The sequence below is a fragment of the Sulfitobacter sp. SH24 genome, from assembly GCF_965641895.1.
Lineage (GTDB): Bacteria > Pseudomonadota > Alphaproteobacteria > Rhodobacterales > Rhodobacteraceae > Sulfitobacter > Sulfitobacter dubius.
Window position 1 is genome coordinate 1,942,843 of record NZ_OZ282575.1, and the last position, 25,119, is coordinate 1,967,961.

Consider the following 25,119-nt stretch of genomic DNA (forward strand, 5'->3'; position numbering starts at 1 on the left):
CAAAGGCGCTTGCAACGCTGCCCGCTTGCGATACCCGCCGCACCCCGCTATGCCCATTGCGCAGCAATAGATGGGGCGCACCATGGCCGAAGCGATCAAACTCGATATCATGTCAGACCCGATCTGCCCGTGGTGCTATATCGGTAAGGCGCATCTGGACCGCGCGTTGCAGGACCATCCCAATCATCCTTTCGCAATTGAATGGCACCCGTTCCAGCTGAACCCCGAGATGCCGCGCGAAGGGATGGACCGCCGTGCGTATCTCGAAGGCAAATTCGGCGGCAAAGAAGGCGCGGTGAAAGCCTATGCGCCAGTCGTGGAACACGCTGAAAAAGCCGGGCTGAACATCAACTTTGAGGCGATGAAGCGCACGCCGAACACGTTGGATGCCCACCGCCTGATCCATTGGGCCGGGATTGAGGGCCGCCAGACCGCCGCTGTCTCCGCCCTTTTTAAAGCCTATTTTGTCGATGCCCGTGACATTGGAGACGCCGAAGTGCTCGCTGATATCGCCGACAGTATCGAAATGGACGCCGCCGTGGTCGCTCGCCTGCTGAAATCCGATGTCGACGCGCAGGACATCCGCGACCGCGATGCCCATAGCCGTAAAATGGGGGTGAACTCGGTCCCCACTTTCATCATCGCCAATGCCCATGCCGTGCCGGGCGCGCAGCCGCCTGAGCTATGGGCGCAGGTCATTGCCGATTTGACCAAGCAACAGAGCTAAACGGGGCGGCAATCATTGCCAAGTTAAGCGTTCTCGATTATCGATAGCGCAACCACAAGTTATTCCCTGAAGCCTGCCCAAACGGATCCGCCGTTCGGGACAATCGCCGGAGCGCGCGCCCGTGACCACTCAAAACCCAGAATTCTCTATGGGGCGGATCGAATTCGTCGGCCTCATCGCGATGATGACCGCTACCATCGCCTTTTCCATCGATGCAATGCTGCCCGCCCTGCCTGAGATTGCAGCAGAACTCTCGCCCGAACTCGCCCACCGCGCCCCGCTGATCCTCACGGCCTTCGTGCTGGGCATGGGGCTGGGCACGTTCTTTAGCGGGCCGTTGTCGGATGCTTTCGGTCGCCGCAACGTGGTCTTTGGCGGCGCGGCACTCTATTCGCTGTCGGCCTTCGTGGCATGGATGAGCAACTCTCTGGAAGTCATGCTCGTGGCCCGTATTTTTCAAGGGCTCGGCGCCTCCGGCCCCCGCGTGGTGGCCGTGGCAATCATTCGTGACCTCTATCAAGGGCGCGAGATGGCACGGATCATGTCGGTGGTGATGATGGTATTCGCACTGGTGCCAGCAATGGCCCCGATGCTGGGCGCGGGAATCATCCTCACGGCAGGCTGGCGCGCGATTTTCATCGCCTTCATGGCCTTCTCGATCATCTCGGTGGTCTGGATGGGCCTGCGCCTGCCCGAAACACTGCCGCCAGAAAACCGCCGCCCCCTGCGGGCGCGTCTGATCATCGGCGCCGTGCGCGAGTTGATCGGACACCGCACGGTGCGCCTGTCGATCCTTGTGCAATCGCTGGCCTTGGCGATGCTATTTTCAATGATCATGCTGGTGCAGCCGATCTATGACACCGTCTATGGTAGGGGAGAGAGCTTCCCGCTGTGGTTCGGGGGCATCGCCGTTGTGGCGGCCAGCGCCAGCCTGATCAATGCGCTGCTGGTGGTGCGCTATGGCATGCGCCGATTGGTGAGCATCGCCTTTGGCTTTCAAATTCTGCTGTCAGGGGCCATGTATTTCCTGAACCTCGGCGCCCTGCCCGACCCTTACGGCTTTGCCGCCTTCGTCTTCTTCCAGACCTGCCTGTTCTTCCAAGCGGGGCTGACGTTGGGCAATCTCAACGCCATTGCGATGGAGCCGATGGGCCATATCGCGGGCATGGCGGCCTCTGTCGTAGGCGCGATCTCAACAGTGCTGGCCGCGCTGATTGCCTCCCCCGTGGGGCTGATGTTTGATGGCACGACCAAACCGCTGGCGCTGGCGATGCTTGTTATGGCGATCGCGGCCTATGGGATGATGCTCTACATGGGACGGGTTGAGAACCGGCAACCGGCGGCGGCGGAATAACCGCCGCCTTACAGGGGCTTAGCCCTTTGCCTTTGCCTTTGCCTTCTTTGCGGTTTTCTCTTTGGCGATCACATGTTCAGCAAGGTCACGTGCAATGGCAAAGGCACCCTTGATCTTATCGGCATCCGACTTCCAATCGCGGCGCACAACGATCTTGTTGTCCTTGACCTTGGCCAGACCGCGCTGATCCTGAATGAACTGCACCAGCCCCTCGGGCGAGGCGAACTTGTCGTTGTGGAACTGGATCGTCGCGCCCTTCGGCCCGCCATCGAGCTTGGCGATCCCGGCGCGTTTGCACATGGCCTTGATCCGCACGACCAGCATCAGCGTGTTGACCTCTTTCGGCAGCTTGCCGAAACGGTCGATCAACTCGGCGGCAAAACCTTCAAGTTCCACCTTGGTCGACAGCTCGCTGAGACGGCGGTAAAGGCCCAAGCGCACATCCAGATCAGGCACATAATCTTCGGGGATCAGCACCGGCACGCCAAGGTTGATCTGCGGCGCCCATTGCTCGTCGGCCTCGCTGAGACCCTCCATCTCGCCGGCTTTGATCTTGGCAATCGCCTCTTCCAGCATCGACTGGTAAAGCTCAAAGCCTACATCGCGCATCTGGCCGCTTTGCTCTTCGCCCAGCAGGTTGCCCGCCCCGCGAATATCAAGGTCTTGCGACGCCAGCGTAAAGCCCGCGCCGAGCGTGTCGAGACTGCCCAACACCCGCAAACGTTTTTGGGCGGTATCCGTCAGCTTGGCGCGCGGTTTGGTCGTGAGGTACGCATAAGCGCGGGTTTTCGAGCGGCCCACACGGCCCCTGATCTGGTAGAGCTGCGCCAGCCCGAACATGTCGGCCCGGTGCACGATCATCGTGTTGGCGGTGGGAATATCGAGGCCGGATTCAACGATTGTCGTGGCCAGCAGAATGTCGAACTTGCCGTCGTAAAAGGCGTTCATCCGGTCATCCAACTCGCCCGCCGCCAATTGCCCATGGGCAATAACGTAGGTTAATTCAGGCAGTTGCGCCTTGAGGAACTCCTCAATCTCGCGCAAGTCCGACACACGCGGCACCACGTAGAAACTCTGCCCGCCGCGATAATGCTCCCGCAGCAGCGCCTCTCGGATCGTCACCGCGTCGAATTCGCTCACATAGGTGCGGATCGACAGACGGTCGACGGGCGGCGTGCCGATCACCGACAAATCGCGCACCCCGGTCAGCGACAGTTGCAGCGTGCGCGGGATCGGCGTCGCGGTGAGGGTCAACACGTGAATGTCCGTGCGCAGCGCCTTGAGCCGCTCCTTGTGACCCACGCCAAAATGCTGCTCTTCGTCGATCACCAGCAATCCAAGGTCTTTGAACCGGATGCCCTTCGCGAGCAGCGCATGGGTCCCGATGACGATATCGACGGTGCCTTTAGCCATCCCGTCCCGCGTCGCCGTCGCCTCTTTAGCCGAGACGAAACGGCTCAACTGGCGCACTTCAATCGGAAAGCCGCGGAAGCGTTCGGCAAAGCTCTTGTAGTGCTGCCGCGCCAGCAGAGTCGTCGGCGCGATTACGGCGACCTGCACACCGGACATGGCTGCAACAAAGGCCGCACGCATGGCGACCTCGGTCTTGCCAAAGCCCACGTCGCCACAGACCAGACGGTCCATCGGGTTGCCGCTGGTCAGGTCGTCGATCACATCGCCAATTGCGCGCAGCTGGTCATCGGTCTCGCTATAGGGGAAGCGCGCCGAGAAGGCATCCCACATGCCCGGCGGCGGGTCGAGAACGGGGGCCTTGCGCAGCGCCCGCTCTGCCGCGATGCGGATGAGCTTGTCCGCCATCTCGCGGATACGTTCCTTAAGCTTGGCCTTCTTCGACTGCCACGCCCCACCGCCGAGCTTGTCCAGCAGCCCTTCTTCATGGCCATAGCGCGACAGCAGTTCGATGTTCTCAACAGGCAGATAAAGCTTTGATTGCTCAGCATATTCCAGCACGAGACATTCATGCGCCGCGCCCGCTGCCGTCACCACTTCCATGCCGTGATAGCGCCCGATACCGTGGTCCACATGAACCACCAGATCGCCGGGGCTGAGGCTTTGCGCTTCGGTCAGGAAATTCTCGGCCCGGCGCTTGCGTTTCGGGGCGCGGATGAGGCGGTCGCCCAGCACGTCTTGCTCGGAAATCACCGTCATCCCCGGCGCTTCGAACCCGTGCTCCAACGCCCAAACGGCCAGATGCAGCCCGCGTTTACCGATGCGTGTGGCATCTGTCACCGGGATCGCTTCGGCCAACCCTTCGTCTTCTATCAGCCCCGTCAGGCGTTCGCGTGCGCCTTCGGAATAGCTGGCGACCAGCACCGGCCCCACTTCAAGCTTTGCTTTAATATGCGCAGCCAAAGCACCGAAAAGGCTGACAGATTCCTGCTGACGTTCGGGCGAAAAATTGCGCCCGATCCGCGCACCTGCGTCCATCACGCCCGGCCCAGTGGGCTGCGGCAATGGGTTGAACTGGATTACCCGTTTCCCAATCAACGCCTCGTTCCAAGCGTCGTCGGTCAGATATAGCCCTTCGGGCGGCGCGGGTTTATAAACGCTGTCCATTTTGGAGCGCGTTTTCATCGCCAGTTGACGCGTCTCATATTGGTCGGCAATCGTGTCCCACCGCGCGAGGCGCATGGGCGTCAGTTGATCGTCCAGCGTTATCGTGGCTTTCGGCAGATAGTCAAAGAGCGTTTCGAGATTGTCGTGGAAAAACGACAACCAATGTTCCGCGCCTTGATGTTTGCGGCCCGCGCTGATTGCCTCATAAAGTGGATCATCGGTGCCCGCCGCGCCGAACTCAATGCGATAGTTCTGCCGGAAACGGGTGATCGCCGCCTCGTCTAGGATTACCTCGCTGACCGGGGCCAGCTCCACCAGATCAAGCTTTTCCGTGGTGCGCTGCGTCGCCGGGTCAAAGCGGCGTGCGCCGTCCAGCACATCTCCAAAGAGATCGAGCCGCACCGGGCCAAGATCGCCGGGCGGGTAGATGTCGATGATCCCGCCCCGCACCGCATAGTCGCCCGGCTCCATCACCGTGGGGCTTTGCACGAATCCCATACGCACCAAAAATTCGCGCAACGCTTTTTCGTCAATCCGGCTGCCGACACGTGCCGCGAAGGCGGCATCGCGCAGGGTGTCCCGCGCGGGGATGCGTTGGCTGGCTGCGTTCAGCGTGGTCAGCAGAACAAACTGATCCGGCATCCCATGCACCAGTGCCGCCAAGGTCGCCATGCGCTGCGCAGAGATATCCGCATTGGGCGACACACGGTCATAGGGCAGGCAATCCCAGCTTGGGAAGGTGAACACCGGCATATCAGGCGCATAAAAGCGCAGCGCGGCCTGCATCGCGGCCATACGCTTGTCATCGCGCGCCACATGGGCCACCGGCTGGCCGCCTTTGGCGATTTCATCAAGGATGGCGCGGGCATCAAAGCCTTCGGGAACGCCGGAGAGGGTGATATTGCGCGGATCGTTCATCGGGTCTCAATTGGGCCTGCGGCGTGGCCTGTCAACCCGCGAGCGGGCCAAGGTTTAGATTTTGATACATTCCCCAAAGCGCGGTCACAAAGATCGCGACCATGCCGATGACCTGGGTATAGAGGCGGTGACGCATCAGACGTCGCTGCAACACGTCGCCACTGGACCCTTCCATGCGTATCAGCCGCGCGGTCGACAAGCTCAGCAGCCCAACCAAAGACATGGGAAAACCCAGCAGAAGCAGGGCTTGGGCAAATTCGATGCCATAGGCAAACCCTAAAAGCACCAAAGAGGTCAGCACGAAGAACCCAAGCCCCAAGAGCCAGAGGCCCGAGACGTGCGAGATATAGAGCAGACGGTTCACATTGATGCGCACGATGTCTTCGAGATCAACCTGCGCCTCACCGCCATGACGCCGGGCGCGCAGCACCATGTCAAAGGGCACGCCCAGCACCCAATGACTTGCGGTGGACCACATCACAGCCAGCGCGATCCAGAACCAAAGGTTCGAGAAAGAGCGCATGTCAATCATTTCGAAAAGGGTCTGATACCAGTCCAAGGCGTGCTCGTCCGAAAATTGAGTTCGCATCTCTTAGCTGTCCGACGCGACAATTCATAGGGTTGAGGCGTTCAAAAATACATGGCAAGCCCGTGCCAAGCCATTCTGAGGTAATTTTGATGCAACCCGTCCACGCCCCCTTCCCCGCCACACGCCTGCGGCGCACCCGCGCCAACGCCGGTATCCGCGCGTTGGTGCGCGAGAATGACCTGCAACTGGGCGATCTGATCTGGCCGGTTTTCGTGCGCGAAGGCGACGGCGTGGAAGAGCCGATCCCCTCCATGCCCGGGGTCATGCGCCGCTCGGTCGACACGCTGGTCGCGGCGGTGCGCGAGGCGGCGGAACTGGGCATCGGCACGGTCTGCGTCTTTCCCTATACCGGCCCCGAGGACCGGACCGAGGATTGCGCCCGCGCCTGGGATCCGCAAAACGCCACCAACCGCGCCATCGCGGCAATCAAAGAGGCCATGCCGCAGATGGTGGTGATGACCGATGTCGCGTTGGACACCTATAACATCAACGGCCACGACGGTTTTGTCGAAGACGGCATCATCGTGAATGACCGCACGGTTGAGGCGCTGGTCAAGATGGCGCTGGCCCAAGCCGATGCGGGGGCGGACATCATCGGGCCGTCGGACATGATGGACGGTCGCATCGGCGCGATCCGCGACGCTCTTGAGCAGGCCGGGCATCATGACGTGATGATTCTGAGCTATGCCGCCAAATATGCCAGTGCATTCTACGGCCCGTTCCGCGATGCGGTGGGGGCCTCTTCGGCCCTGACCGGCGACAAAAAGACCTATCAGATGGATCCCGCCAACAGCGACGAAGCCCTGCGGCTGGTGGCGCGCGACCTGTCGGAAGGCGCGGATATGGTCATGGTCAAACCCGGCATGCCTTATCTGGACATATGCCGCCGTGTGAAAGACGCCTTTGGCGCGCCGACCTTCGCCTATCAGGTCTCCGGCGAATACAGCATGATCCGGGGCGCGGCAGACCAAGGGTGGATCGACGGCGAACGCGCGATGATGGAGAGCCTTTTGGCCTTTAAGCGCGCAGGTTGTGATGGGGTGCTCACCTACTTTGCCCCCGATGTTGCCCGGCTTTTGGCCAAAAGCGCGTGACCTGAGGGCGTAAATCTGCGCAAAGGGTCCAACCGACATGACAAAGCGCGTGATTATGCGTAATCTCGCGCATAAGTCGGGAAAACCGGCAGCAGGCAACCGATCTTGAACATACAGGCAGATAACATGAGCAATCGAACATACAATCGGCGCATTGTGACCTTGGGCGCCCTTTCGGCGCTTGGCGTGACGGCGGCATGCGGCAACGGCGTGGGCGGGCGTGGCAGCGCCATGATCGACGCGCGCGTCGACGCAACACTGGCCGAAATGTACCGCGGCTATCCCAACACACGGCAGCTGGCCGAAAAGGCCAATGGCATGTTGGTCATGCCGCTGGTCACCGAAGCGGGCCTAGGCTTTGGCGGTGCATACGGGCGCGGCGCGCTGCGCGTCAACGACGTAACGGTGGACTACTATTCAGTAACCAAAGCTTCGGGCGGCTTGCAGATCGGCGCGCAGCAATATGCGCATGTGCTGTTCTTTATGACCGAGCCTGCTTTGCGCGAATTCCGCAGCTCGCCGGGTTGGGCCGCTGGCGCCGGTTTGGAATATGTGATTTCCGATAAGGGCGACAGCGTAAGCGCCGATACCACAACCGTCATGGCCCCAGTGCTGGCGGCGGTCTTTGGCCGCGCGGGCCTGCGCCTTGGCGCCACGCTGGAAGGTACGAAATACACGCGGATCATTCCCTAACGCAGGGTCGACCGATGGTCTTTGAAGGGCAGCGCCAGTTTCACCCGGCGCTGCCCTTTTTCATGCGCAAACGCCTTAGCCCATGGCGCGCAGGCGTTTGATCAGGCTTGACGTATCCCAACGCCCGCCGCCTTGCTTTTGCACGTCTTTATAGAACTGATCGACGAGTGCCGTGACCGGCAGGCTCGCCCCTGTCTCATCCGCTGTGTCCAGACAGATACCCAAATCCTTGCGCATCCAATCCACTGCGAAACCGTGGTTGAACTCATCGTCCAGCATGGTCTCATAGCGGTTCGCCATCTGCCATGACCCGGCGGCACCTTGGCTGATCACCTCAACCACCGCGCGGCCATCAAGCCCGGCTTTTTCGGCGAAATGCAGCGCCTCAGAGAGGCCCTGCACCAGCCCGGCGATAGCGATTTGATTACACATCTTGGTCATTTGGCCCGCCCCGCTGTCGCCAATGCGGCGGCAAATCTTGGAATAGACCTCCATGATCGGGAGCGCCCGGTCAAAGGCGCCCTCATCTCCGCCACACATGATCGACAATTGGCCGTTTTCCGCTCCTGCCTGACCGCCCGAAATCGGCGCGTCGACAAAGCTCACCTGCGCGTCATCGGCGGCGGCATAAAGTTCGCGCGTAACCGCCGCCGAAACGGTGGTGTGATCGACAAAGATCGCCCCCGCCGTCATGCCGCCAAAGGCCCCGTCCTCTCCCAGACAGACCGAGCGCAGGTCATCGTCATTGCCAACGCAGGCAATCACGAAATCCGCATCCTTTGCCGCCGCGTGCGGGGTCTTGGCCATGGCGCCGCCATAGGTTTTCACCCAGTCTTCGGCCTTGGCTTCGGTGCGGTTATAGACGGTCACTTCGTGGCCGGCTTTTTGCAGATGCCCCGCCATCGGAGCCCCCATGACCCCCAGTCCCAAAAACGCGAGCTTTGCCATGTGCTTTTCCTTATCATTCAGTTGCGTTATTCCCTGTCACAACACCTACCACCCTGCGCGCTCCGGTCAATCTGCGCGCCAGCCGAGGAACCCCCGATGGCATTGATGTTTCGCTGGCTTATCCGATCGGCGGTGTTTCTCGTCACGCTGAGTGTCGTGGTTTTGCTGCTGGTCTATTGGTTCGCCGCGCGATCCCTACCCGACTATGACGATACGGTTGAGGTGCGCGGCGTCACTGCCCCTGTGGAGGTCGTGCGCGACAATGCCAATGTGCCGCATATTTTTGGTGAGACGGACGCGGATGTGTTTTTCGGCCTCGGTTTTGCCCACGCCCAAGACCGCCTCTGGCAGTTGATCACCCTGCGTCGCACCGCGCAGGGGCGGCTGTCTGAGGTTTTCGGCACCGCCACCGTGACCACCGACAAACTGATGCGCCGCTATGATATCTATCGGCTCGCCGTGGCCTCTGCGGATAAGCTTGACCCCGAAACTAAATCAGCGCTTGAAGCCTATTCAGCCGGGATCAACGCCCGCCTAGATCAGATCAACACCGAAGCCTTGGGCCGTGGCGCGCCCGAGATGTGGCTGTTCAATGCGCCCATGGCCCCGTGGCGGCCTGCGGATTCACTGGCGATCACCAAATTGATGGGCCTGCAAATGTCGGGCCATCTGGAGGCCGAAGTGCTGCGCGCGCGGGTGTCGTTGGAGTTAAGCGACCAAGATCGCCTGCGCGATATCCTGCCCGAAGCGCCGGGCAGCGGGGTCGCCGCCCTGCCTGAATATGCCGCCCTCTTCCCCGAGGTGACAACGCGCCACGCCGCAGCGGCCCCGATGGACAGTCACCCGCTGTCGCCATTCAAGCGGCAGGCCTTCGCTGGCGCTTCCAACGCTTGGGCCGCCGCGCCCACGCGCTCTGCTGCGGGCGGCACGCTTTTGGCCAATGATCCGCACTTGGGGTTCACCGCCCCGGCGATCTGGTATCTGGCCCGGCTGGAGCTTGAGACCGGCGGCGTGATCGGCGGCACCATTCCGGGCATGCCCGTGGTGCTCACCGGCCGCAGCGCCGATCTGGGCTGGGGCCTGACCACCGCCTATGTCGACGACCAAGACGTCTATATCGAAGAGCTGAACCCCGATAATACCGAGGAGTACCGCACCCCCGACGGGTTCAAGAAGTTCCGTAAACGCTCGTCAATTATCAATATCGCTGACGCCGATCCGATCACCGTCACCCTGCGGTGGACCGACAATGGCCCGGTGCTGCCCGGCAGCCATTACAACCTTGGCAGCATCACGCCGCCGGGGCACGTGGCCTCTGTCGCCTCGACGCTCTTTACCGAAGAAGACCCCTCGCTTGCCGCCGCGATGAAGGTGATGCGCGCGAAATCGGTGCAGCAGGCGATCAATGCCGCGACCGATTATGTAGCCCCGGCGCAGAACCTCACACTGGTGGACCGCGACACCATCGCGATGAAGACCATCGGCGCCATGCCGCGCCGCGATGCCAATCACCAAAGCGAAGGGCGCATGCCCAGCCCCGGCTGGATCGCCGCCAACCGCTGGGACGGCAAGTTGCCCTATACCGCGAACCCTGAATTCATCGCCCCCGCGGGCGGCATCCTCGGCAATACCAACAACAAGACGGTTGACCGCCCCTTCCCCAACCACGTTTCCTTCGTCTGGGGCGATACACAGCGGGTGCAACGCTGGCAGCGGCTGATGCAAAACCGCGAGGTACATACCCGCGACAGTTTCATCGAAGCGCAGCTTGATACGGTCAGCCCCACGGCCCGCGCGCTCCTGCCGCTGATCGGAGCGGAGCTTTGGTTCACCGGAGAGGCCGCCCCCGATGGCACGCCGGAGCGCCAGCGCCAGCGCGCGCTCGACCTGCTCGCGGGCTGGTCGGGTGAGATGAACGAACACCTGCCCGAGCCGCTGATCTATGCCGCATGGATCCGCGCACTACAGGACCGTCTGATCCGCGATGAACTGGGGCCACTTGCCGAAGAGTTCACCCACGTCCAACCGCTGTTTATCGAACGCGCCTTCCGCGATGTGCAGGGAGCCGCGGAATGGTGTGACGTGCGCCAATCCGCGCCGGTAGAGACCTGCCACGACATGGCGCGGTTGGCGCTGGACGACGCACTGCTCTGGATCAAGGAGACTTGGGGCACGCAGCTTGAGTCCCTCCGCTGGGGCGACGCGCATCAGGCCACCCATGACCACCCTGTCTTGGGCGAGGTGCCGCTCCTGCGCTATTTTGTGAACATCAGGCAATCGACCTCGGGCGGAGATAACACCCTGCAACGCGGGCTGACCCGCGGCACCGGGAAAGACCCGTTCTATAACGTCCATGGCGCAGGCTACCGCGGGGTTTACGACTTTGCCGATCCCGACAGTTCGGTTTTCGTGACCTCCACCGGGCAATCAGGGCATTTCCTGTCGCGCCATTATGACGACATGGCGCAACTCTGGCGGCGCGGTGAATATATCCCAATGTCGCTGGATGCCGAACTGGCCCGCGCCGCCGCCGTGGGCGTGACCCGTCTGGAGCCTGCACAATGACCGCCCGTGTCATCCTGCTGAACAAACCCTACGGCGTGCTGTCGCAATTCACCGATAAGGGCACCGAGGGCAGCAGCCGCCCAACCCTCTCGGCCTATGTCGATGAAAAGGGGTTTTATCCCGCCGGGCGGCTGGACCGTGACAGCGAAGGCTTATTGGTGCTGACCGATCACGGCCCGCTACAGGCCCGCATCGCGCATCCCAAGTACAAGCGACCCAAGACTTATCTCGTGCAGGTCGAAGGCACACCGGACGCCGCCGCCTTAGAGGCGTTGCGCAAAGGTGTGGAGCTTAAAGACGGCCTTACGAAACCTGCGGAGGTAGATCAGATCGACACGCCCGAGACCCTCTGGCCGCGCGACCCGCCGGTACGTTTTCGCAAGACGGTGCCCGACGCTTGGCTGCGCATCACCATCCGCGAGGGGCGCAACCGGCAAGTGCGGCGCATGACGGCGCATGTGGGGCTGCCCACCCTGCGGCTGATCCGCGCCAGCGTGGGCGATTGGGAACTGGCCGGTCTGCAACCGGGCGCTTGGCGCTGGTCGACCGAGAATGGCCGCTAGGTCAACGCGCGGGTGATCGCCACACCTGCGGTCGCCGCCGTGCCGGTCAGAACCGACCCCCAAGCGAAGTCCCGCGCCACCATGGCCCATGTCCAATCCTTGAGTGTCGCCAGATTGGTGAACTCATAGGTGCCATAGCCCATCGCGCCGATCAGCAATGCATTGCCAAAGACCCAGAGCAGCGAATGATCCCCTGTCATCGCAGGCCAGGACACGAACCACAGCACCACCGCCACGAAGAAGGCGTAGAAGATCAGCGCCGGGGCGACGCGGAATTCGTCCAGCAGCCAGTCTCCGATATCACGCTCAAACACAGGTTTGATCAGATAGGTCAGCCCAAGGTAATCCAGCCCGAGGAAGATAACGGCGGTTGTGATATAAAGGATGATCAGGGTCATGTGGCGCGCTCCGCAAAAGGTCGTTTCACCATATGCGACGCAGCGAGCCGATTTCGATGCTTGCCGGGGCAAAAATTGCCCCAGCCTGCGCCGTAGCTTTTAAATCTGCTGAAACTCAGCCTCATGGCGCGCGGACCAGCGCACGGTGATCTCAAACCCGTCTTCGGTCTGACGCTCACCTTCGACCACGTCCTGCGCAAACAGCCACGCGCGTTTCTTGCCTTCGGCAAAGCCGAGGGTCAATTCGGCCTTGCGCACCGCACCTTGCAGCGCTTCGGCAATGGTCTCTTGCAGCGTCTCAAGCCCCTCACCGGTGATGGCCGAGATCGCCAGCACGTCGTCGTTGCGCGCAGCACGGGCGCGCATGGCGTCGGCCCGGTCTTCGGGCAGCAGGTCCAGCTTGTTCCAGACCTCGAAACTGCGGGTCTCTTTCGGCACGCCGAGTGAGGCGAGAATATCGCGCACGTTCTGCGCCTGCTCTTCAGTCTCGGCGTGGGAAACATCGCGCACATGGCAGATGATATCGGCGGCCAAAACCTCTTCCAGCGTGGCGCGGAAGGCGGCGACGAGTTCCGTGGGCAAATCGCTGATGAAACCCACCGTGTCACTGAGGATGATCTCAGGTCCATCGGGCAGCACGAGGCTGCGCATGGTTGGGTCGAGCGTGGCAAAAAGCATGTCTTTCGCCATGACCTCGGCCCCGGTCAAACGGTTGAAAAGCGTGGACTTCCCGGCGTTGGTATAACCGACGAGCGCGACAATCGGGAACGGCACTTTGGCACGGGCGGCGCGGTGCAAGGCGCGGGTTTTTACGACCTTTTCCAACTGGCGGCGCAGGCGCACCAACTGGTCGTCGATGGCGCGGCGGTCCGCCTCGATCTGAGTCTCACCCGGACCACCAACAAAGCCCAAACCGCCCCGCTGCCGCTCAAGGTGGGTCCACGCGCGCACAAGCCGCGTGCGCTGGTAGTTTAGCGCGGCCATCTCGACCTGAAGCACCCCTTCACGGGTCGCCGCGCGGTCGCTAAAGATCTCCAAAATCAAACCGGTGCGGTCGAGCAGCTTGACGCCCCAAGCCTTCTCAAGGTTGCGCTGCTGAACCGGGGTCACCGGACCGTCGACCAGCACAAGCTCAACCTCGGCTTCCTTCATGCGCTGATCGAGTTCCTCGATCTTGCCTTTGCCAAACAGCATCCCGGCATGAACGGTACGCAGGGGCACGACTTCGGCCCCCACCACTTCAAGCTCTGGCAGCGCTTCTGCCAATGCAACGGCTTCGGCCAGCGCGGGCTCAGGCGCGCGCCGGTCGTTGTCGGATTTGATATCAGGATGCAGCACCCAAGCGCGTGTTACGCGGGGCCCGTCACTGTTATCGATCTGAAATGCTGGACGGCTCAAGAAGCGTCTTCGCCCTCGTAAAGGCTGATCGGCTGGCTCGGCATGATGGTCGAAATCGCGTGTTTGTAGACCAGTTGCGATTGACCGTCACGGCGCAGCAGAACGCAAAAGTTGTCAAACCAAGTAATCACGCCCTGCAATTTGACGCCATTAATCAGGAAAATTGTCACCGGTACTTTGGTCTTGCGAACGTGGTTGAGGAACGCATCCTGAAGGTTTTGTCTGTCTGACGCCATGGTAGTCTCGCCTTTTGTTCTTGCTGGCGTCCGCGTACCGGACCCCCCCATTGCCTCAAGTATGGAGTGCGAAAGCGTGAGTTTCCAGCCCCAATATCAGCGGACTAGGCCGGTTCTAGCGCTAAACGTGTCAAGCGCGCCACAAATTTGGGGTCATCAGCGCAATAATCGCCAAGGTTTCCAACCGACCCAGTACCATTGCACCGCTGAGAATGATTTTCGCGGCCAATCCCAGCTCAATCAAGCGAATGGGTGTATCGGCGGCATGTTCGATTAGCGGCCCGGTGGTGGATAGTGTCGCAACCGACATGACCACGGCAGCATCGAATGACGTACCGGTTAGGGTCAGCAATAAGGTGACCCCGGCCAGCGACATCGCAAAGAGCATAAAGAAGATCCACGCGATGAACGCGCCGTTACTTTGCAGCCGCCGCCCCGCCGCACCGGCCCCGCTGACGGAGTTGGGATAGACCAGCCGGTCCATCTCGCGCACCCCGTTTTGATAAAGCGCGAAGACTCGCAGCAGTTTCACCCCGCCCGCCGTGGTGGCCACCCCGCCACCGATCAGGGCAAGCCCCATGAGAACCAGGCCCGGCGTGCGCAGGCCCGACCAGTTCTGCGCATCCGACCAATGCTCTGAAACAAAACCGGTGGTCGTCAGGAAGGAGAGCACGGTAAACAGCCCACCCCAAAGCGCCTGAAGCGCGCGGGCGCCATCGACCTCAACCTCAACCTCGAACGCACCAATCCAATGGCGGGCGAAAAGCAGCAAAGGCACGCCAATCACCACAAGAAGGCCAATGCGGAACTCAGGGTCGGTCATCAGCCCACCTTGGGTCGCCGTGATTGTGTCTTTGGAAAAGGTGAGACGTGAAAGCGCGAACAGCATGAAAAGCATCATCACCGCTTCGCCAGAAACCCCAATCTGCGCGTTATCCACCCCGCCAACGGGGGAAATGCCCGATGTCGCCAAGACCGACATCGCATGACAAAGGGCAACCATTGCCGTCTCTCCACCGATTACGAGCAGGAGCCACAGCAGCAGTGTCAGCCCGGTGTATATCGGCAGCAAAGCCTGTGTTGTGCGCAGCAAACGTTGGCGCGGGGTGATCCTGCCCATCCGGGTGCCGATACGGTCGTCGGGCCGCCCGGGTTCGGCCTGAGCGGTCACTTCAAATCCCCCCAAGTGCAGCGGCGCCAGAATTGCCGACGCCGTGACCCACATAAGCAAACCGCCCATCCAGCCGACCTGCGCACGCCACAGATGCAGCGTATTGCTCAACCGGGCGGGGTTTTCGAACATCGTGGCCCCGGTGGTGGTCAAGGCGCTGACCATCTCGAAATAGACATTCACAAAACGCGTGGTCGGCAGCGCCTCAAGAAAGGGAATCGCGAAAAACACCGGTAGAAAGACAAAAGCCGAGAGCAGGGACAACAGCGGCCCCAATGCGCCGTCCAAAGGCTTGCGCCCTGCATGGGCGATGGCAATCAAGGTGAAAGCCACAAGACCCAGCACCCCGGCATAGAGGAACGCACGGCTGGCCTGATGATCATTCACCACCAGCCCGTAGATCGACGGCAAGAGCATGGATACAGCAGAAACGCCGAACAATTGCAGGAACAGCGGCAACTGCACGATCTCTCGGCGGATGCCGGTCGGCCCTATGCTGGTCGGTTGCGTCACGCGGCGCTCCTGCGCTTAGAAAAAGTCGATCGAGACCTGCAAAAGCTGCTCAACCCGCGGCACATCCTCGGCCAGCGCGAAGAGGGCGACAACATCGCCCTCGTCGATCCTAGTGTTGCCCAAGGGGCGGATCACCTTGCCCTCTTTGCGCAGCATGCCGATCAACACGCCTTCGGGGAAGTCGATTTCCGAGACTTTCTTGCCCGCGAGGGGCGAGGTCGACAGCACTTCGGCCTCGATCACCTCGGCCTCGGCATCGCCGATGGAATAGACCGCCCGCACCCGGCCATGCCGGATGTGGCGCAGGATCGAACTCACGGTCGTTGCGCGCGGATTGATATAGGCGTCGATGCCAAGGTGGGTCATCAGCGGCACCAGCGTCGGGTCATTGATCAGGGCGATCACATAGGGGCAGCCCTCGGCCTTGGCGCGCACACAAGACAGCATGTTGGTCTTGTCGTCATCCGTCACCGCCAGCATCGCATCGGCACGGCTGATGCCCGCCTCGGCCAACAGAGCTGCATCAAGCCCGTCGCCATTCAACACGATCGTCCGCTCAAGCCCTTCGGCGGCGCGTTCGGCGCTTTTGCGGTTTTTCTCGATCATCTTGGTGCGCACGCGCAGCGGTCCGGCCTCAAGGTGCTGCGCCACGGTCAACCCTACATTGCCGCCGCCCACCAGCACGACGCGCTCTTGCTTGGTGGTCTGTTTGCCGAAAATCTCCATCGTGCGGGCGATGTCGTCGTGATGCGAAAAGACATAGCAGTCGTCGCCGACGAAAAGCTGATCCTTCGCCTCGGGCGCGAACAGCGTGCCATCGCGGCGCACCCCCACGACCACGGCGCGCAGGGTCGAAAAGAGATCAGTCAACTGCCGCAACGGCGTGTTCACCACCGGGCAATCGCTGTCGATGGTAATGCCCAAAAGCTGCGCCTGCCCGTCCATGAAAATCTCGGTGTCGAAAGCCGCAGGTGCGCTAAGACGCTGGAGCGCTGCTGTGGCAACTTCTTTCTCAGGGGAAATCACCACGTCGATCGGCATGTGATCGCGGCGGTAGAGGTCAGAATAAATCGCGTCGAGATAGGACTGGCTGCGCAGTCGGGCGATCTTGCGGTTGATGCCAAAGACCGAATGCGCCACCTGACAGGTCACCATATTGACCTCGTCCGAGTGGGTCGCGGCGATGATCATCTCGGCGTCCCGCGCGCCTGCACGGTCCAGCACATCAGGGTAGCTGGCGAATCCGGCGATGCCCTGCACATCCAACGTGTCGGTGGCGCGGCGGATCAATTCGGCATTGCTGTCGACCACGGTCACATCGTTGCGCTCTCCGCTGAGGTGACGGGCAATCTGCCAACCCACCTGCCCTGCGCCGCAAATGATGATTTTCATGAAGGCTTCCTTACCCTGAGCAAAGATCGTGTGAGGGTTGTCTTGGGTCGGTTAGAGGGCATGACAGATGGGTTGGCAAGGGTCAAATCAATTGTCATTCCCCCGCAACAGCGGCATGATGGCGCTATGAAACCGATATCGCTTCGCCCCTCTCGCGCCGCCTTTGCCCTAACGCTTATCGCCTTGGGGGCTGCTGCCTGCGCGCCGCTGAATACCTATTACAAACCGGGCGCGAGTGTCGCGCAGGTGAACCGCGCGACCACCGCCTGCGAAGTGCAGGCGCTGCGTGATGTGCCGATCTCCACCCAAGTCCGCCGCGCCCCGCCGCGCTATGTGCCCGAGCGACGCCACTGTAATGCCGACAATAAATGTAGGTACACTGGGGGCTTTTACGTGCCGGGTGAACTGGTGACATTTGATCCTAATGAGGATCTGCGCAATCGGGTCGAGGGGCAATGTATGGCCGATCAGGGCTTTGCCCCTGTATCGATCCCCGCTTGCCCAAACAACGTCGCCCGCGCCGCCCCCCCGCGCGCGACCACGACCCTGCCGGCCCTGAACTCCAATTCCTGCGTGATCCGCAACAAGAACGGGTCTTTCCAGATCGTTACGCGCGGCTAACTGGGATCGCGAGGGGTGCGGCCCCTCGCGCCTGAGCCTTGCGGCTTAGCCCGTCGCCTCCACTTCTTCGTCCACATGCGCGATGCGCACACCTGCCTTGGCCGAGGTCACGACACCAAGCGATTTCAACTTGCGGTGCAGGGCGCTGCGTTCCATGCCGACGAAATTCGCGGTGCGGCTGATGTTGCCGCCAAAACGGTTGATCTGAGTCAGCAGGTATTCCCGCTCAAAGGCCTCGCGCGCTTCGCGCAGCGGCAGCGTTGCCAATGCGCCCGAAAGCACCACACGCCCATCATCGCCGCCTGCTTCTTCCTCGCCGGGCAACTCGCGGGCCTCAATCGGGCCGGTGCCATCGCCAAGGATCAGAACCCGCTCGACAAGGTTTTTGAGTTGCCGCACATTGCCGGGCCAGACCATCGTCTGCATCAAGGCCACGGCGTCGTCTGTCAACGCGCGCTCGGGCAGACCTTGCGAGGCTTTGAATTCGGCGATGAAATGCTCGGCCAAAAGCGGAATGTCCTCTCGCCGTTCTTCGAGCGAGGGCACGGCAATCGGCACGACGTTAAGGCGGTGGTAAAGCTCTTGGCGGAATGTATCGGCCATGATCGCTTGATCAAGATCGCGATTGGTCGACGAAATCACCCGCAGATCAACCCGCACCTTGTCGGTCCCGCCGACGCGGGTAAACTGCTGATCCACCAGCACCCGCAGGATCTTGGACTGGGTGCCAAGCGGCATGTCCGCGACCTCATCAAAGTAGATCACCCCGCCGTGGGCTTGCTCCAGCAACCCCGGCTCAACCCCGCGGTCCGGCGTCTCGCGGCCAAAAAGCACCTCTTCCATCCGGTCCGGGGCCACCCCGGCGCAGTTGACGGTGATAAAGGGCGCAGAGGCACGGGCGGAATGGGCATGGATATAGCGCGCGGCCACTTCCTTGCCCGATCCGGCGGGGCCAGTCAACATCACACGGCCATTGGATTTGGTCACCTTGTCGAGTTGGCTCAACAGTGCACGATAGGGCGCGGAGGTGCCGATCATCTCAGACGTGGCAACATCGCGGCGCTTGAGGTTCTGGTTCTCCCGGCGCAGGCGCGAGGTTTCCATCGCGCGGCGGATCACCACCAACAATTGGTCAATGTTGAAGGGCTTCTCGATAAAATCATAGGCCCCTTGCTTGATTGCCGCGACGGCAATTTCGATATTGCCGTGGCCTGAGATAATCACCACCGGCACATCCGGGTTATCGCGCTTAACGGTCTTGAGAATGTCGATCCCATCCATCCGGCTGTCTTTGAGCCAGATGTCGAGGATGATCAGCGCCGGTGCCTCGGTGTTGATTTCTGCCATCGTCTCGTCTGAGTTGCTGGCCAATCGCGTGGCAAAGCCTTCGTCCTGAAGGATATCCGAGATCAACTCACGGATGTCGCGTTCGTCATCTACAATTAGGATGTCACTCATCTGCCTTGTCCCCTTGGTCTGTCGTTGTGTCGATGGCCAGCGGCAGCGTAATAACCGCCATGGCCCCGTGATGGTCTTGCCCGTCAAATGCGGGCGCGGTTTCGAGCGTCAGGCTGCCGCCATGTTCCTCGATAATCTTTTTGACGATCGGCAGGCCCAGCCCGGTGCCTTCGCTGCGCGTGGTCACATAGGGCTCGAACAGCCGCGCGCGGTCTTCGGGCAGGCCGATGCCATTGTCGGCAATGGTCAGCCGCAAGAGCCGATTTTCGGGCGTCAGGACCACGCGAATTTGCGGCTCATGCCCCTCGGGCGCGCCGTCTTTCTTCAGGCTTTCAATGGCTTCGCCCGCGTTCTTGATCAGGTTGGTCAGCGCCTGCGAGATCATCGTCCCGTCAATATTGGCCATGATCGGCTGCGCTGGCAGGTCAAGTTTGATTGCCACGTCTTCCTGTCTGCTCTGCTGGAGAAGCACGGCATCGCGCAGCAATTGCCGGATGTCCTGACGGCTGGTTTCCGGCTCTGGCATCCGCGCGAATTTCGAGAATTCGTCGACGATGCGCCGCAGGTCGCCGGTTTGCCGGATGATCACGCCGGTCATCTGCTCCAGCGCGTCGTCATCTCCCTCGGCCATCTTGGGGCCGAACTTCCGGCGAATGCGTTCGGCGCTCAACTGGATGGGCGTCAGCGGATTCTTGATCTCATGGGCGATGCGCCGCGCCACGTCGCCCCATGCGGCCATGCGCTGCGCGCTGACCAGATCGGTCACATCGTCAAAGGCCACCACATAGCCCTCAAGATCGCCATCCTTGGACCGGCGGGTCGCCATGCGGACCAAAAGGTTCTCCATCGCCCCTTGGCGCGAGACCTTAACCTCGGCCTGCGCCACCTCATCCGACGCAGCCTTCACCGTCTCAAACAGCGGTCCGAATTCCGGCACGGCAAGGGTCAGAGGCAGGCTTTGCTGATCTTCCGACCAATCCAGCAGCCGCATGGCAGAGCGGTTCACGAAGGTGACGCGCCCCTCCGGGTCCAGCCCCACCACGCCAGAGGTCACCGAGCTCAGCACGGAATCGAACAGGCGGCGGCGGCGCTCGATCTGGTCGGTATTTTCCAGCAACGTCTCGCGTTGGCCTTTCAACTGCCGCGTCATTTGGTTGAAGTAGCGGCCCAGCATAGCGATTTCATCGTCGCCCTCTTCTTCGCGGACCTGCACGTTCAGGTCCCCCGCGCCCACCTGCTGCGCGGCCCCAGTCAACCGACCGACCGGGCCAGAGAGCCGTTCGGCAAACCACAAGCCCAGCCAGACAGCAGCCAGAATAAGAATTACCGCAAAGCCCAAATAAACAAGCGCGAATTCAAACAGCAGTCGCCCGCGCTCGGATTCAAGTTGTTGATACAGACGCACCGTCTCTTTGGTTTCATCCAGCAGGGCCAGAATCTCACCATCCACGGCGCGGGAGACATAGAGGAAGCGATCCACATAGGCGTCCATCGGCACCAGTGCGCGAAATTCGTTGTTCGGCCAATCTTCGATGACCAGAAGGCCTTCTTCGCTGGCGGCTTCAAGCTGCGCCTCGGTGGGGGCCTCGAAATCAAACAGATAGGACCGATCACCGCGGGCGCGGATTTGCGCGGTACTGTCGATCAGGAAGGCTTCGCGCAAGCCGCGCTGGATTTGCCGCTGGCCCTCGCCCAAAAGCTCACTGTCGCTGAGGTTAATGCCCTGCGCACGAGCGCTATCGATGCTGCGGGCAAGGGTTTGCGCATCTAAGATCAGGCCTTCGCGCTGCTCGGCCTCATAGGCCTCTGCCGCCGCGAGCGACGAGCCGACCACGCCGCTGACCCGGTCAGAGAACCAGCCTTCGAGGCCCACATTCACTGTCAGCCCGGCAAAAATCGCCACTGTCACCGTGGGGATCAACGCCATCAGCGCAAAGACACCCGTCAATCGCAGGTGCAGCCGGGAGCCCGCCGATTTGGCGCGGCGCGCTGAAATCAGCCGCCCGACCTGAATTAGGACCAGCGCCGCCACCAGCAGCACATAGACAAGATCGGACAGCAGGATAAGCCGCAGGTTGAGCGTATCCGCCCCCTGCCCCAAGGGCCCGAGCGCCAGATAGGTCGCAAGCGCCAAGACCGGCCCCAGCACCACCAGTCCAAAGGTGGACCAATTGCGCAGCCGTTTGACCCGCCTGAGACGCCCCAACCGCTCGAGCTTGAACCTGCGTGACCGGGTTGCCACCCCCATACCTCACCGATGTTGTGATGCATCGCTGCATCAACCGCCATATTATGTGGTCCTGACCGGGGTAGTACCCGATGGCCACTGTTATGTGGCTCTTTTACATCATCTTGCGGCCCCGTGTCACCTCAATATCGAGGTCTGTGATCTTCTTGCGCAAAGTATTTCTGTTTATCCCCAACAAAGCGGCACATTTTGCTTGGTTACCTGCGGTTGCAGCCAGTGCGATTTCAATCATCGGCAGCTCAACTTCACGCAATATCCGCGCGTACAGCCCCGGAGGCGGCAACATAGAGCCGTGCAGATCAAAGTAGCGTTGCAAATGCCGCTCGACCGACGCGCCCAGACGTTCGGTATCGGCCTCAGTCTGCATCGGCGCCGGGCCGGTCTGCGCCCCAAGCAAGAGTTCGGCCTCACTCGCTGTGATTTCTGCCGCCTGACTGGCCAGCGCCAACTGGCGCATCGCATGCTCCAACTGGCGGACATTTCCGGGCCATGGGAATTTAAGCAGAATTTGCGACGCTTTATCAGAGAGTTTGCGCGGTGACGCTGGGCCGGGATTGGCACGGGCCAAGAAATGATCGGCCAACAGCGGGATATCTTCGACACGGTCGCGCAGGGCGGGCACTTCGAGGGTCGCCCCCGACAGGCGATAATAGAGATCGCGCCGCAGCCTGCCGTCTTGCATTGCGGCATCCAGATCGCTCTGGCTGGTCGCCATAAAGCGCGGCGCGTCATCGCCCGGCGCGTCCATCATCCGCACCAAACGGGCCTGAATATCTTGGGGGAAATCCGCGATCTCGTCGATCATCAAGGTGCCACCACCCACCCGCGCGAGCACCCGTGCCGGGCCCTCGATGTCCGCAAGATCAGCATCGGTAACTGTCACGAAAGGCAGGCTGCGTCGGTCGGAAAAATCATGGATCGCGCGTGCAATGAGTGACTTGCCCGAACCACTTTCGCCCCAAATTAGCACCGGCAGGTCGGTGTTCATCACCCGCGCCACGGTGCGGTAGAGCGCCTGCATCACCGGGGTGCGGCCGATCATCGGCAGATCGTCACGCTCCGCGTCGATCTCGGCACTGTCGTCGGGGGCGGCTTTGCGGCTGAGCGTCGTGCGCTGCTCCAACGCGCGTGCGGTGCGTTTCATCAGGTCCGGCAGGTCGAAGGGTTTGGGCAGATAGTCAAAGGCTTCGGCCTCCGCCGCCTTGATCGCCGTCATAATTGTGTTCTGCGCCGAGATCACGATCACCGGCAGGCCGGGTCGGTCCTGCGCGATTTTCGGGAGCATTTCCAACCCGTTGCCATCGGGCATGACCACGTCAGAGATCACCGCGTCGCCCTTGCCCTCGCTGACCCATCGCATCAGGGTGGTCAGGCTTGAGGTCGCATGAACCTTGCAGCCCGCGCGGGTCAGCGCTTGGGTCAGAACGGTGCGGATCGTACGGTCGTCATCGGCGACGAGGATGGTGCCATCCATGTCAATTCTCCTTAAGGGCTGCGGCGCCTGCACGCGGCAACGAGATGCGAAATGCGGTTCGACCGGGGGCGGAACTGACGGAAATCCAGCCCCCATGGTCTGAGATAATCTTGCTCACTAAGGCGAGGCCTAGTCCGGTGCCATTCTCACGGCCCGACACGAATGGGTCGAAAACATCGGCGCGGATATGTTCCGGCAGGCCGGGGCCATCGTCAATCACCTCAATCTGCAGGGGCAGGAGCTGGCCATTGCCATCAGCACGGCGCAACTGGAACCCGTGTTCATAAAAACTGCGCAACCGGATCGTGCCACCGGCGTCGCCCGCGGCCTCAGCCGCGTTGCGGATCAGGTTCAGCAAAACCTGCAAAAGCTGATCCTTGTCGCCGAGCGCGGGCGGCAGCGAGGGATCGTAGTCCTCGATAATCTTCATCTTCGAGCCGAAGCCCAGCATCGCCGAACGGCGCGCGCGGTCCAGCACATCATGCAGGTTCACCGGTTTGCGCTCGGGCGCCATGAGGTTGCCAAATTGCTCGACCTGTTCCAGCAGTTTCACAATGCGCCGGCTTTCGGCAACGATGAGATCGGTCAGTTCCAGATCACTTTTGGACAGGTTCATCGACAAAAGCTGTGCCGCGCCGGTGATCCCGGCCAACGGGTTCTTGATCTCATGGGCCAGCATCTCGGCCATGCCGATGGCGGATTTGGCGGCGGATTTCACGCTGTGATCTTGGGTGATGCGCCCGGCCAATTCGCGCGGAGTGATCATCAGAACCATCTCCCCCGCCCCGCCCACCAGTGGCGCAATCTGCAAGCCGCATTGCAAAGGCGCGCGCTGCATCGCGCCGACGTCCACGTCATTCACGAACAGCGGTGTGCCCTGCAGCCGCGCACGGGCAAACGCGGCCTCAAGCGGGTGATCCACCGCGATCAACTTCCAGATCGATTGGCCAATCGTGGCGCGGGCAGAGGCATTGAGGAACCCTTCGGCAGAGGGGTTCAAATCCGCGACCCGGTCGTCGGCGCCGACGATAAAGGCAGGCACTGGCAAAGAGGTCCAAACCTGCCGCTCAGGTATCTCGGCCCTCATGCCGCGACCGGAGTTTGAGCCGCTGCGGCGCTGTACTGCATGGCCTCTGCGATTAGATCAAAGGTGGTCTTCACCTCCGGCGCCGTCAGCAAGGCGCGGCGCAGATCGGCGGGGGTGGCGCAATGGTCCATATACCAGCCCAAATGCTTGCGGGCGACCTTGGCCCCCAGCTCGACCCCGTAAAAACGCAGCATCTCGTCGTAATGTTCGGCCACCATCTGGGCCATTGCGGCCCCTTTGGGGACCATCGGTTTGGCGCGTCCGTGCAGGTCATGCGCGATTTGCGCCAGCAGCCAAGGCCTGCCTTGCGCGCCGCGCCCGACCATCACACCATCCGCGCCCGACAGCCGCAGGGCTTGGCGTGCCTCATCGCTGCCAGTGATATCGCCATTGGCGATGACGGGGACGCGCACCGTTTCTTTCACCGCCCGTATCGCGGCCCAATCGGCGCGGCCCTTGTAGAACTGACAGCGGGTGCGCCCGTGGATGGTGATCATCTGCACGCCCGCGTCCTCGGCCCGTTTGGCGATCGGTGCGGCGTTGAGCATATTGTCATCCCAGCCCAGCCGGGTTTTCAGCGTCACCGGCACCTTGACCGCGCCCACAACCGCCTCAATCAGCCGCAGCGCGTGATCGGGCGTTTTCATCAGCGCCGAGCCCGAGGCGCCCTGCGTCACTTTCTTGGCCGGGCAGCCCATATTGATGTCAATGATCCGCGCGCCCATCGCCTCGACCATCCGCGCGGCTTCGGCCATCGGTTCGGCCTCGCGCCCCGCGAGCTGTACGGAGGTGCCAATGACGTCCAACCCTAGCTCCGCCTTCTCTCGGGTACCGGGACGGCGGCTGAGCAATTCTTGGCTGGCGACCATCTCGGACACGACCAATCCGGCCCCGAATCGCGCCACAAGGCTGCGATAGGGCAGATCGGTGATCCCCGCCATCGGGGCGAGGAATACCGGAGGGTCGAATGTCAGGGGGTCGGCGATCACATGCTTAATCCTTGTGCGGTCCCTTGCTGTGTAGCTCTGCCACGGGGTGACCTCAATGAAACTAGCCTGAAAAGCAGCTATGCGCCAAACAACTGCTTATTTTTTA

General features: G+C 61.6%; 20 protein-coding genes. 7 read left to right on the forward strand and 13 right to left on the reverse strand.

Annotation, left to right across the window (positions count from 1 at the left end; translation table 11 throughout):
- Positions 1 to 82 precede the first annotated feature (82 nt).
- Both ACSQ16_RS12160 and ACSQ16_RS12165 read left to right on the forward strand, forming a co-directional pair.
- Positions 83 to 727 (forward strand): DsbA family oxidoreductase, encoded by a 645-nt coding sequence (locus ACSQ16_RS12160; RefSeq protein ID WP_243263013.1) that lies wholly within the window; start codon positions 83 to 85, stop codon positions 725 to 727.
- Between the two features lie 148 nt (positions 728 to 875).
- The gene (locus ACSQ16_RS12165; protein WP_317406346.1) at positions 876 to 2,081 is read left to right on the forward strand and encodes a multidrug effflux MFS transporter; all 1,206 of its coding nucleotides are present in this window, start codon (positions 876 to 878) and stop codon (positions 2,079 to 2,081) included.
- An 18-nt stretch (positions 2,082 to 2,099) separates the two neighbouring features.
- On the opposite strand, the gene mfd is transcribed toward ACSQ16_RS12165, so the two are convergent.
- Positions 2,100 to 5,576 (reverse strand): transcription-repair coupling factor, encoded by a 3,477-nt coding sequence (gene mfd, locus ACSQ16_RS12170; RefSeq protein ID WP_243263012.1) that lies wholly within the window; start codon positions 5,574 to 5,576, stop codon positions 2,100 to 2,102.
- Positions 5,577 to 5,607: 31 nt separating this feature from the next.
- Positions 5,608 to 6,135, reverse strand: coding sequence for a component of SufBCD complex (locus ACSQ16_RS12175; RefSeq protein ID WP_243263155.1), 528 nt, complete (start codon positions 6,133 to 6,135; stop codon positions 5,608 to 5,610).
- Positions 6,136 to 6,254: 119 nt separating this feature from the next.
- Between ACSQ16_RS12175 and hemB the strand changes: the two genes are divergently transcribed.
- A complete protein-coding gene (gene hemB / locus ACSQ16_RS12180) occupies positions 6,255 to 7,259 on the forward strand; it encodes a porphobilinogen synthase (RefSeq protein WP_243263011.1) in 1,005 nt (334 codons plus the stop codon).
- 126 nt (positions 7,260 to 7,385) lie between these two features.
- Positions 7,386 to 7,952: a YSC84-related protein gene (locus ACSQ16_RS12185; RefSeq protein ID WP_093927205.1), complete on the forward strand. Its 567-nt coding sequence runs from the start codon at positions 7,386 to 7,388 to the stop codon at positions 7,950 to 7,952.
- Positions 7,953 to 8,027: 75 nt separating this feature from the next.
- Here ACSQ16_RS12185 and ACSQ16_RS12190 read toward each other — a convergent pair whose 3' ends face one another.
- On the reverse strand, positions 8,028 to 8,900 hold the full coding sequence (locus ACSQ16_RS12190; RefSeq protein ID WP_093926348.1) for an NAD(P)-dependent oxidoreductase: 873 nt from the start codon (positions 8,898 to 8,900) through the stop codon (positions 8,028 to 8,030).
- Between the two features lie 96 nt (positions 8,901 to 8,996).
- Between ACSQ16_RS12190 and ACSQ16_RS12195 the strand changes: the two genes are divergently transcribed.
- Complete coding sequence (locus ACSQ16_RS12195) at positions 8,997 to 11,465, forward strand: penicillin acylase family protein (RefSeq protein ID WP_243263009.1); 2,469 nt, start codon at positions 8,997 to 8,999, stop codon at positions 11,463 to 11,465.
- Positions 11,462 to 12,028 (forward strand): pseudouridine synthase, encoded by a 567-nt coding sequence (locus ACSQ16_RS12200; RefSeq protein ID WP_243263008.1) that lies wholly within the window; start codon positions 11,462 to 11,464, stop codon positions 12,026 to 12,028. The genes ACSQ16_RS12195 and ACSQ16_RS12200 overlap by 4 nt, the downstream gene beginning before the upstream one ends.
- Here the strand turns inward: ACSQ16_RS12200 and ACSQ16_RS12205 are convergent.
- From ACSQ16_RS12205 to trkA, 5 genes are all read right to left on the reverse strand, one after another.
- Positions 12,025 to 12,426, reverse strand: coding sequence for a DUF2177 family protein (locus ACSQ16_RS12205; protein WP_243263007.1), 402 nt, complete (start codon positions 12,424 to 12,426; stop codon positions 12,025 to 12,027). The genes ACSQ16_RS12200 and ACSQ16_RS12205 overlap by 4 nt on opposite strands.
- 99 nt (positions 12,427 to 12,525) lie before the next feature.
- Entirely contained in the window at positions 12,526 to 13,824 is a 1,299-nt protein-coding gene (gene hflX, locus ACSQ16_RS12210; RefSeq protein ID WP_243263006.1) for a GTPase HflX, read from the reverse strand.
- The gene (gene hfq, locus ACSQ16_RS12215; protein ID WP_007119530.1) at positions 13,821 to 14,060 is read right to left on the reverse strand and encodes an RNA chaperone Hfq; all 240 of its coding nucleotides are present in this window, start codon (positions 14,058 to 14,060) and stop codon (positions 13,821 to 13,823) included. The genes hflX and hfq overlap by 4 nt, the downstream gene beginning before the upstream one ends.
- Before the next feature lie 130 nt (positions 14,061 to 14,190).
- Positions 14,191 to 15,744: a TrkH family potassium uptake protein gene (locus tag ACSQ16_RS12220; protein WP_243263005.1), complete on the reverse strand. Its 1,554-nt coding sequence runs from the start codon at positions 15,742 to 15,744 to the stop codon at positions 14,191 to 14,193.
- A gap of 15 nt (positions 15,745 to 15,759) precedes the next feature.
- Entirely contained in the window at positions 15,760 to 17,136 is a 1,377-nt protein-coding gene (gene trkA / locus ACSQ16_RS12225) for a Trk system potassium transporter TrkA (RefSeq protein ID WP_243263004.1), read from the reverse strand.
- 126 nt (positions 17,137 to 17,262) lie between these two features.
- Here trkA and ACSQ16_RS12230 point away from each other — a divergent pair, with 126 nt between their 5' ends.
- Positions 17,263 to 17,757 carry a hypothetical protein gene (locus ACSQ16_RS12230; protein WP_243263003.1) on the forward strand — a complete coding sequence of 165 codons (495 nt, stop codon included), beginning with the start codon at positions 17,263 to 17,265 and terminating at the stop codon, positions 17,755 to 17,757.
- 45 nt (positions 17,758 to 17,802) lie between these two features.
- Here ACSQ16_RS12230 and ntrX read toward each other — a convergent pair whose 3' ends face one another.
- The 5 genes from ntrX to dusB all read right to left on the reverse strand — a co-directional run bounded on the left by ntrX (position 17,803) and on the right by dusB (position 24,965).
- Positions 17,803 to 19,215 carry a nitrogen assimilation response regulator NtrX gene (gene ntrX, locus ACSQ16_RS12235; RefSeq protein ID WP_243263002.1) on the reverse strand — a complete coding sequence of 471 codons (1,413 nt, stop codon included), beginning with the start codon at positions 19,213 to 19,215 and terminating at the stop codon, positions 17,803 to 17,805.
- Complete coding sequence (locus ACSQ16_RS12240) at positions 19,208 to 21,463, reverse strand: sensor histidine kinase NtrY-like (RefSeq protein ID WP_243263001.1); 2,256 nt, start codon at positions 21,461 to 21,463, stop codon at positions 19,208 to 19,210. The genes ntrX and ACSQ16_RS12240 overlap by 8 nt, the downstream gene beginning before the upstream one ends.
- A 94-nt stretch (positions 21,464 to 21,557) precedes the next feature.
- A complete protein-coding gene (locus tag ACSQ16_RS12245) occupies positions 21,558 to 22,937 on the reverse strand; it encodes a response regulator (protein ID WP_243263000.1) in 1,380 nt (459 codons plus the stop codon).
- Between the two features lies 1 nt (position 22,938).
- Positions 22,939 to 24,024 (reverse strand): two-component system sensor histidine kinase NtrB, encoded by a 1,086-nt coding sequence (locus tag ACSQ16_RS12250; RefSeq protein WP_243262999.1) that lies wholly within the window; start codon positions 24,022 to 24,024, stop codon positions 22,939 to 22,941.
- Positions 24,021 to 24,965 carry a tRNA dihydrouridine synthase DusB gene (gene dusB / locus ACSQ16_RS12255; protein ID WP_243263153.1) on the reverse strand — a complete coding sequence of 315 codons (945 nt, stop codon included), beginning with the start codon at positions 24,963 to 24,965 and terminating at the stop codon, positions 24,021 to 24,023. Before dusB ends, ACSQ16_RS12250 begins: the two co-directional genes overlap by 4 nt.
- Positions 24,966 to 25,119 lie beyond the last annotated feature (154 nt).

Coding starts and splice junctions, on each gene's coding strand:
- ACSQ16_RS12160 (WP_243263013.1), top strand. CDS start 83: ATGGCCGAAGCGATCAAACTCGATATCATGTCAGACCCGATCTGCCCG.
- ACSQ16_RS12165 (WP_317406346.1), top strand. CDS start 876: ATGGGGCGGATCGAATTCGTCGGCCTCATCGCGATGATGACCGCTACC.
- mfd (WP_243263012.1), bottom strand. CDS start 5,576: ATGAACGATCCGCGCAATATCACCCTCTCCGGCGTTCCCGAAGGCTTT.
- hemB (WP_243263011.1), top strand. CDS start 6,255: ATGCAACCCGTCCACGCCCCCTTCCCCGCCACACGCCTGCGGCGCACC.
- ACSQ16_RS12185 (WP_093927205.1), top strand. CDS start 7,386: ATGAGCAATCGAACATACAATCGGCGCATTGTGACCTTGGGCGCCCTT.
- ACSQ16_RS12190 (WP_093926348.1), bottom strand. CDS start 8,900: ATGGCAAAGCTCGCGTTTTTGGGACTGGGGGTCATGGGGGCTCCGATG.
- ACSQ16_RS12195 (WP_243263009.1), top strand. CDS start 8,997: ATGGCATTGATGTTTCGCTGGCTTATCCGATCGGCGGTGTTTCTCGTC.
- ACSQ16_RS12200 (WP_243263008.1), top strand. CDS start 11,462: ATGACCGCCCGTGTCATCCTGCTGAACAAACCCTACGGCGTGCTGTCG.
- ACSQ16_RS12205 (WP_243263007.1), bottom strand. CDS start 12,426: ATGACCCTGATCATCCTTTATATCACAACCGCCGTTATCTTCCTCGGG.
- hfq (WP_007119530.1), bottom strand. CDS start 14,060: ATGGCGTCAGACAGACAAAACCTTCAGGATGCGTTCCTCAACCACGTT.
- trkA (WP_243263004.1), bottom strand. CDS start 17,136: ATGAAAATCATCATTTGCGGCGCAGGGCAGGTGGGTTGGCAGATTGCC.
- ACSQ16_RS12230 (WP_243263003.1), top strand. CDS start 17,263: ATGAAACCGATATCGCTTCGCCCCTCTCGCGCCGCCTTTGCCCTAACG.
- ntrX (WP_243263002.1), bottom strand. CDS start 19,215: ATGAGTGACATCCTAATTGTAGATGACGAACGCGACATCCGTGAGTTG.
- ACSQ16_RS12240 (WP_243263001.1), bottom strand. CDS start 21,463: ATGGGGGTGGCAACCCGGTCACGCAGGTTCAAGCTCGAGCGGTTGGGG.
- ACSQ16_RS12245 (WP_243263000.1), bottom strand. CDS start 22,937: ATGGATGGCACCATCCTCGTCGCCGATGACGACCGTACGATCCGCACC.
- ACSQ16_RS12250 (WP_243262999.1), bottom strand. CDS start 24,024: ATGAGGGCCGAGATACCTGAGCGGCAGGTTTGGACCTCTTTGCCAGTG.
- dusB (WP_243263153.1), bottom strand. CDS start 24,965: ATGGCGGGGATCACCGATCTGCCCTATCGCAGCCTTGTGGCGCGATTC.